The 7108-nt window shown below is 71.5% G+C and carries 12 protein-coding genes and 1 pseudogene; all 13 read left to right on the top strand.

The genetic code is table 11. The features are described from left to right. Positions 1–218: hypothetical protein (locus tag ACYVOO_RS26015; RefSeq protein ID WP_461018134.1), on the top strand; the 218-nt coding region annotated here is incomplete at its 5' end. Between the two features lie 101 nt (positions 219–319). Beyond that, positions 320–577 (top strand): DUF6284 family protein, encoded by a 258-nt coding sequence (locus ACYVOO_RS26010; protein WP_461018133.1) that lies wholly within the window; start codon positions 320–322, stop codon positions 575–577. Further along, complete coding sequence (locus tag ACYVOO_RS26005; RefSeq protein WP_461018132.1) at positions 574–768, top strand: hypothetical protein; 195 nt, start codon at positions 574–576, stop codon at positions 766–768. Before ACYVOO_RS26010 ends, ACYVOO_RS26005 begins: the two co-directional genes overlap by 4 nt. Next, on the top strand, positions 765–1217 hold the full coding sequence (locus ACYVOO_RS26000; RefSeq protein WP_461018131.1) for a Pycsar system effector family protein: 453 nt from the start codon (positions 765–767) through the stop codon (positions 1215–1217). The genes ACYVOO_RS26005 and ACYVOO_RS26000 overlap by 4 nt, the downstream gene beginning before the upstream one ends. After that, positions 1214–1534 (top strand): hypothetical protein, encoded by a 321-nt coding sequence (locus ACYVOO_RS25995; RefSeq protein WP_461018130.1) that lies wholly within the window; start codon positions 1214–1216, stop codon positions 1532–1534. Before ACYVOO_RS26000 ends, ACYVOO_RS25995 begins: the two co-directional genes overlap by 4 nt. Next, positions 1531–2640: a conjugal transfer protein gene (locus ACYVOO_RS25990; protein ID WP_461018129.1), complete on the top strand. Its 1110-nt coding sequence runs from the start codon at positions 1531–1533 to the stop codon at positions 2638–2640. Before ACYVOO_RS25995 ends, ACYVOO_RS25990 begins: the two co-directional genes overlap by 4 nt. Further along, positions 2637–2964, top strand: a pseudogene (locus ACYVOO_RS25985) (RRQRL motif-containing zinc-binding protein). Before ACYVOO_RS25990 ends, ACYVOO_RS25985 begins: the two are co-directional and overlap by 4 nt. A gap of 34 nt (positions 2965–2998) precedes the next feature. Further along, complete coding sequence (locus tag ACYVOO_RS25980) at positions 2999–3271, top strand: hypothetical protein (protein ID WP_461018128.1); 273 nt, start codon at positions 2999–3001, stop codon at positions 3269–3271. Between the two features lie 3 nt (positions 3272–3274). Further along, on the top strand, positions 3275–3586 hold the full coding sequence (locus ACYVOO_RS25975; protein WP_461018127.1) for a hypothetical protein: 312 nt from the start codon (positions 3275–3277) through the stop codon (positions 3584–3586). Between the two features lie 96 nt (positions 3587–3682). Beyond that, positions 3683–5752, top strand: coding sequence for a cell division protein FtsK (locus ACYVOO_RS25970; RefSeq protein WP_461018126.1), 2070 nt, complete (start codon positions 3683–3685; stop codon positions 5750–5752). 150 nt (positions 5753–5902) lie between these two features. Then, positions 5903–6166: a hypothetical protein gene (locus ACYVOO_RS25965; protein ID WP_461018125.1), complete on the top strand. Its 264-nt coding sequence runs from the start codon at positions 5903–5905 to the stop codon at positions 6164–6166. Positions 6167–6168: 2 nt separating this feature from the next. Beyond that, positions 6169–6456 carry a hypothetical protein gene (locus ACYVOO_RS25960; RefSeq protein ID WP_461018135.1) on the top strand — a complete coding sequence of 96 codons (288 nt, stop codon included), beginning with the start codon at positions 6169–6171 and terminating at the stop codon, positions 6454–6456. 87 nt (positions 6457–6543) lie between these two features. Next, a partial coding sequence (locus tag ACYVOO_RS25955) for a DNA cytosine methyltransferase (RefSeq protein WP_461018124.1) occupies positions 6544–7108 on the top strand: 565 nt, incomplete at its 3' end.

The following is a 7108-nucleotide window of genomic DNA, read 5'->3' as shown; positions in this document are numbered from 1 at the left end:
GACCAGGGCATCCGGAGGTTCGCATGGCCAGCATCAAGACCAAGCACGGGTTCAACGTCGAGATCTACCTCGACGGTGCCGAGGTCATCGTGTTCTGCCAGGCGTGTGAGCGCCTGGTTGAGAGCGAGCCGGTCACGTTCAAGTCCGAGGTTCGCCACGCGGTCAAGGTCCTTACCCCTTACGCGCGGCGTCACGCCGCGTCCTGCCGCAAGGGCTGACGCGCTCGGACGCTGACCCCATTCCCACACGGCGCGCGCCCCCGGAGCTGCAACTCCGGGGGCGCTGTAGGGCCGCCCCACACTTCAAAGGAGTACGACCCGTGAATCTCATCGTGACTGTTCAGGAGGCTGTTACGGCCTTCGCTCCGTGGATGGAGCCCACGGCCGCTGAGCTGGATGCCATCGAGGCCGAGTGGCCCGTCACCGACGCTGAGGTGGAGCTGCTGGACGCGCAGATCATCGCCTTTGACCGCGTCCCCAACGAGGTGGACATGCAGCGGGTGCGCCGCGCCCTCGACCAGTTGCTGACCGCCCGCGTTGATGCGGCGAACCTGGCCGGGACGGGGGATGCGGCATGAGCACCCCCACGTCTTCCCCGACGGGGCTTGCCCTCGTTCTGCTTCTGGTCGGATCGCTGGTCGCCATGGCGGCCAGCATCGGCGCCCTGGTGGCGGGTGAGCAGCGGCTGCTGCTGGTCGCCAGTGTCGGGTTCTTCGTGCAGGTACTCGGCTGGCGCCGTCACAGCGGCCGGAGCGGGGGTGCGCGATGACCCCCGGGAGTGCACACGAGGCTCTGACGGCCGCGCACGCTGAGGTGAAGGCCGAGATCGCCCGCACCGACACGAAGACCGCGCTGCTGCTGGCGTTCGTCGGCGCCGTGCTGGCGGGGGCCTGGACGGTGGCCAAGGACACGCCCCTGACCGCTCCCGCCCTTGTGGCGGGCGGGCTGGGCATGGGGCTCCTGGTCGCGGCTGCCGGCATGTTGCTGCGCTCGGTCCGCCCCAACCTCCGGGGCCGCCACGGCTTCCCGCTGTGGGCCACCCTCACGGCTGAGGAGATCACCGACGCCGTGGTCACCGACCGGGCCGCCGACATCGCCGGACTGTCCCGCCTCGCCGTCGCGAAGTTCCGGGGCCTGCGGCGTGCGGTGGACCTGACCTGCGCGGGCGGGGCCCTGCTGGTCCTCGCCGCCCTGCTGTGCGCGGGAGGTGCCGCATGAGCATGACTACTCACTCCGTGCGCCTGGGCGCCGATGTGGCCGCCGCGCGGCATGCAGCGGTGGCGGAACTGTGCGCCATCAACGACCGGGGCCTGCGGCTGGCCTGGCGGCTGGTGTCCCTGGACTACCAGCCCGGCATTGCGCTGGTCTGCGAGAGCCCCGACCACGGCCGCCTGTACGAGGGCACCCCGGAGGAGGTGCGGGACGAGGAGGGCGTCTACGACTGCTGCCCGTGGCCGTATCTCGAAGTCGGCACCCCCGCCCTGGCCCACTACCTGCTCACCCTGCTCAACACGGACGCGGGAGGTGCGGCATGAGTGCACGCAGGCCGCTGACGAAGACCCAGAAGGCAGTTCTCGCGCTGGCTTTCGGGCCGATGCTCGCTACCGGTATCGGCGGTGGGATCGGCACCTACAGCAACATCAGCGCCGCCTACGGGGCCGGGACGGCGGCGGGCGCCGTCGCGGCGGGCGAGGGCGCGACCGCCGTGCTCGCCCTGGTACTGCTCGGGCTGACCATGCTCGGGCAGTCCTCACCCCTGGTGATCCGGGCGGGGCTGTGGGCGCTGCCCGCCGCCGCGTCCGCCATGGCCGTCACCGCCGCCGACGAGGCGGGACAGGCCGTCATCTACGCCGTCACCCCCATGGGCATGACCGTGGCGGCCGAAGGCATGGCCTTCCTGGCCCGGCGGATCGTCGTCCACCTCGACGGGCGGGACGCTGAGGCCGAAGCACGCGCCGCCGCCATCGTCCGCGCACTGGCCTATCACCGGGCCCGCGCCGCCAACCACCCCGCCAAGGGCGCCCGCAAGCGATCGGACCGGCGCTCGTGGCGACTGGCCCGCAAGGTCGGGTCGGGGGATGACTCCCTTGCCGGGCGGCTGCTGGAGGTGCAGCGAGATCGGGTCACGGCCGGGGCGAACGATGCCCTGTCCGCCATGTTCACCCCGACCGCAAACCAGGTGGAATCCGCTGTTTCCCTCCCGAACCGGTCTACGGCTGAGCAGGGGGAATCGACCCCGGCGCCGGTGGATCTGCACAGGGTGGGGGTGCCCGATCCCGCGCCGGTCGGGCATCTGAAGTCGGCCCTTGCCCTCAAGCCGGGCCCCGCCACGACAGCGTTGCCGACCGGGCGGGGATCGGTCGCGGCGGAATCGACCCGGCCACGTCGGGCGACCGGTCGTGTCCCGGCCGCCGCCCGACCGGCACGGCCCAAGCGCACCTCGGCCCAGCTCCTGACTGAGGCCCGGTCGGCCACGGCCGACTGGACGGACGCGGCGCTGACTGCGGAGGGCATCCGCAAGGCCGTTCACACCTCACCCGCCCGCGCCCGGATGCTGCGCGAGACCCTGCGCACCGAACGTGAGGGCCAGGCGGCTGAGCAGCGTCACCAGCTCGAAGAGCCGGAGGTTGAGGCGGCGTGAGCGCCACGCTGCCGGTCTTCCGGTGGCGCCTGGCCCCGGACGGCTACGCCACGCGCCGCCAGTTGCGGGCGCGTGGCCTGCGGCCCGGGGGTCAGGAGGTGGCCCCGCCGCAACCGGCCGCCGCTGGTCGCCTACCTCTACCGCATCGACCTGGCGAAGCCGGTGCGGCCGATGACCCCGGCGAAGTGGGCGGCGCTGGCCAAGGCCATGCGTGCGCGCCGCGTCTGCCCGCAGTGCGGGCGGGACGCGGGCTATGTCATCCCCACTCAGCTCGGCACCTGCGTGCCGTGCGCCTACCCCGAAGACCAGCGTGCGGCGGCCTGATGCCGCGCCGCTTGCGTCTCGTTGGAGGACTCCCATGGATCTCCCTGTTCACCGGCATGAGGCCGGGTGCGGCTGCTACGACCGCCCGGCCCCGCCTGCCTGCACTCACCCGCACTATCCGCCCGCTCCCGCCGCGCAGAACAGCGGTGGGGGTGCGGCGAAGTGGATCGGGATCGGGGTCGGCGGCAGTTTCCTGGCCGTTGCCCTCTCGGTCTCCATGGTCGCGTTCGCGATCGGCGCCGTGTCCCTGACCATCTGCGTCGTCGTTCTGCGGTCCGTGTGGGCCGACTTCGCCAAGGAGCACTGACCCATGGCCGACCGCGTCTACACCCGCAAGGAGAAGTTCACGCGTGCTGGGCTGCTGGTCCAGGGCGCCAAGCAGTCGGCGGGCGACATCAGCGGCGTTGAGCGGCGGATCGACGCGATCGACCGCCGTGCCGAAGAGCGTGCGCGTGCTGAGGCCGACGCTCACGCGGCGGCGCTGAAGGCCGCACGAGCGGAGGTGGCCGCCGCGACGGTCGCTGAGCGCACCGCCCCGCGCGGGCCTGAGCGGGCCGCCGCCAAGGAAGCCCGGAAGGCCGCTGAGAAGCGGTTGCGCGCCGTTGAGCGCGCCCGCCGGTAGCTGCGCCCCGCGACGGCCGCCCAAGCCTGGCAGCAACGTCGGCCGTCGCGGGCCCCTGCACCACCCCACTCGTGAGCAGACAGGAGAACCCCCAGCATGACCGAGCCTGACGGGTCCGCGCATCTGCGGGCCGTACCCGATCCGGATGAGTCCCCCGCCGCGCCGGTTCCGGTGGACAACCCGAACCTTCCTGAGCCGAAGGTCACCACCACCAAGCGCCGTCCGGTGCTGGCCGGGTGGCTGACCAACCGGCGTGACTTCCTTGCCACCGCCCGGCACGCCGGGGCCAACCTCGGCTATGCGTCGATGTATCACGGGGTGCGGCTGCCGGTGTATGGCGCCCGCCTGGCGGGGATGGCCCCGCGCGGCGCCTGCCGCCTGGTGGCCTCTACCGGGCGGTGGGTGTGGGATTCCGAGGCGGCCCCGTTGCGCTCGTTCGCGGTGCGCAACGAGGACGTGGAGGAGTACATGCGCCTGTCCCGGCTGCGCGCGGGACGGGTGCGGCTGCGGGGCCTGGTCACCCTGGTCGCCGCCGTCTTCGGTACCGGCTTCGCCCTGTGGCTCTACGTGGTGGCGCCCGCTTTCCTCTACGCGTTCGCCGCTGGCGGGGTGCTGCTGCTGGGCTGGGCCGGGCAGCAGCCCGATGCCCCCGTGGTCGGCCCCGCCGTGCTCAAGACCGAGGTGCAGAAGCTCACCGGGACGATCGTGCTGCGCGGCCTGGACTCCATCGGCAACGCGAAGATCTCCGCCGCCATCAAGAAGGGCGGGGAGATGAACGGCCTGCGCTTCACCTCGGAAATCACCCGCGACGGGCCCGGCTACCGCGCCGACCTGGACCTGCCCTACGGCGTCACCCCCGAGGACATCATGGAGGCCCGCAAGCCCCTGGCCTCCGGCCTGCGGCGCAAGGTCGGCTGCGTGTGGCCCTCACCTGATCCCACCGAGCACGAAGGACGGCTGGTGTTGTGGGTGGGGGACAAGCCGATGAACGAGACCACCAAGCCCGCCTGGCCGCTGGCCAAGTCCGGACAGGTGGACCTGTTCAAGCCCGTCGTCTTCGGCAACGACCAGCGCATGCGGGATGTGGCCGTGACGCTGATGTTCGCCGCCGTCGTCGTCGGCTCCATCCCCCGCATGGGCAAGACGTTCCTGATGCGGCTGTTCCTGCTGATCGCCGCCCTCGACCCGCGCGCGGAACTGCACGCCTTCGACTTCAAGGGCACCGGCGACTTCGGCGCCCTGGAACCGGTGTGCCACCGCTACCGGGCCGGTGAGGAGGACGAGGACATCACCTACGTCCTGCACGCCCTGCGGGAGCTGAAGGACGAACTGCGACGGCGGGCGAAGGTCATCAAGAACCTACCGCGCTCGCGCTGCCCGGAATCGAAGGTCACCGCAGAGCTGGCCAGTGACAAGCGGCTCGGGCTGCATCCGATCGTGGCCGGGTTCGATGAGTGCCAGGTGCCCTTCGAGCACGAGGAGCACGGCAAGGAGATCGAAGCGATCTGCACCGACCTCGTCAAGCGCGGCCCCGCGCTGGGGATCGTGACGCTCTTCGGCACCCAGCGCCCGGACGCGAAGTCCCTGCCCACCGGCATCAGCGCCAACGCCGTGCTGCGTTTTTGCCTGAAGGTGATGGGACAGCCCGCCAACGACATGGTGCTGGGCACGTCGATGTACAAGGCGGGGTACCGGGCCACGATGTTCTCGCGCTCGGACCGGGGGATTTGCTGGATGGCGGGTGAGGGGGACGACCCGCGCATCGTGGCCAGTGCCTTTGTGGATGCGGTCGCGGCCGAACAGGTCGCCGCCCGCGCCCGCACGCTGCGGGAGGAGTACGGCAACGTCACCGGCCACGCGGTGGGCCAGGGGCCCAAGGAGAGCGAAGCGGCGGACATCCTCGCCGATGTCCTCGCTGTCTTCCCTGCCACGGAGAAGGCCGTCTGGTGTGAGCGGATCGCCGCCCGCCTGGCCGCGCACCGGCCCGAGACCTACACCGGCTGGAAGGGCGAGAACGTCACCGCGGCTTTGAAGCCGTGGGGCATCAAGCCGGGCCAGGTGTGGGGCACCACCGACGAGGGTGAGGGCAAGAACCGGCGTGGCATCGACCGCGCCGACATCACCGCCGCCATCACGCGCCGTGACGCCGACCGGGACGCGGCCTGAGCCGCGCAGCGCTGCTAGACCTAGCAGCCGCCGCTGCTAGGTCTAGCAGCCCCGCTAGCAGTCCAAAACCGCTGTGATCAGCGATCTAGCGTCTAGCGGCCCACCTGCCGCAACCCCCGCAAACCCGCGTGTGAAGGGATTGGACCCCTCGTGCTGCTCGCTAGTACCGCCCTCATCCTGGCCACCCTCGCCGGTTACGCAGCGTTGTGCACGGTCAGTCCGTTCGCGGTCTGCCGCACCTGCTCCGGCACCGGCCTGCGCAACACCCGGCGCCGCAGCATGAAGCTGTGCCGCCGCTGCAAGGGCCGCCGCTACCGCCTGCGCACCGGCCGACGCCTCTTCCACACCGGACAGCACATCCACCAAGCCGGAACTCGGCACACCGCCGACCGCGACCAGGAGTTTCCCGCGTGAACGTGCCCCGACTCCGCATCAAGGTCACCTACTGCCCCCGCCGGGCCCTGGCTCTGACCGACGCCCCCCGCCCCGACTGCCCCGGCTGCCGGGGCGTCGGCGGCATCGCGCACGACTACGGCGACCACAACGGCGAGTACGCCGGTACCCACTGGGAGCCCTGCCCGTGCTGGACGCAGCGGGCCGTGACCCTGCTGCCCCTCCCGGCCCTGCCCCGATGGCTGCACCGGCGACGCCGTGGCACCGACCCGTGGGCGGCCAACGGATCCAGCGACGAACCGCCCTTCTAGAAGCGTCGAGGGCGGCCCCCGTCTCGCCAAAGTCCGGGGCCGCCCTCATCCATCCGTCCCTCAGCAGACCTGATGGAGGTCTCCAGCATGGCCCAGACCGGCGCTTTGCGTCTCGGTTCGTTGTGCACCGGATACGGCGGGCTGGACATGGCCGCACAGCACGTCTTCGGCACGTCCCTGGCCTGGGTCGCGGACAACGACCCCGGCGCTTCCCGCATCCTGGCCCACCGCTACCCCGGCGTGCCCAACCTCGACGACCTCACGGCCGTCGACTGGCACGCGGTGGAGGCAGTCGACATCCTCACGGGCGGCTACCCGTGCCAGCCCTTCAGCTCCGCCGGTAAACGGAAGGGAACCACCGATGCCCGGCACATCTGGCCCCACATCGCCGCCGCCCTTGGCGTTCTACGACCCCGCCTCGCACTCTTTGAGAACGTCGCAGGGCACCTTTCCCTCGGATTCGATGCCGTGCTCGCCGACCTTGCCGCGATCGGGTTCGATGCAGAGTGGCGCTGTGTACGCGCGTCCGAGGTCGGCGCCGCGCACCAGCGCAACCGCCTGTTCGTCCTCGCCTGGCCTGCCGACACCGGCAGCCCGGGACTGGCGCGGCGGTGGGCAGCGCGGGCAACTGCCCACCGCCGTGGCCCTGCTG

This window comes from Streptomyces daliensis (genome assembly GCF_054782395.1).
Note: the sequence above shows the minus strand (reverse complement) of the source record. Positions and strands in the feature narration are given on the sequence as shown.

Coding starts and splice junctions, on each gene's coding strand:
- ACYVOO_RS26005 (WP_461018132.1), top strand. CDS start 574: ATGAGCACCCCCACGTCTTCCCCGACGGGGCTTGCCCTCGTTCTGCTT.
- ACYVOO_RS26000 (WP_461018131.1), top strand. CDS start 765: ATGACCCCCGGGAGTGCACACGAGGCTCTGACGGCCGCGCACGCTGAG.
- ACYVOO_RS25995 (WP_461018130.1), top strand. CDS start 1,214: ATGAGCATGACTACTCACTCCGTGCGCCTGGGCGCCGATGTGGCCGCC.
- ACYVOO_RS25990 (WP_461018129.1), top strand. CDS start 1,531: ATGAGTGCACGCAGGCCGCTGACGAAGACCCAGAAGGCAGTTCTCGCG.
- ACYVOO_RS25980 (WP_461018128.1), top strand. CDS start 2,999: ATGGATCTCCCTGTTCACCGGCATGAGGCCGGGTGCGGCTGCTACGAC.
- ACYVOO_RS25975 (WP_461018127.1), top strand. CDS start 3,275: ATGGCCGACCGCGTCTACACCCGCAAGGAGAAGTTCACGCGTGCTGGG.
- ACYVOO_RS25970 (WP_461018126.1), top strand. CDS start 3,683: ATGACCGAGCCTGACGGGTCCGCGCATCTGCGGGCCGTACCCGATCCG.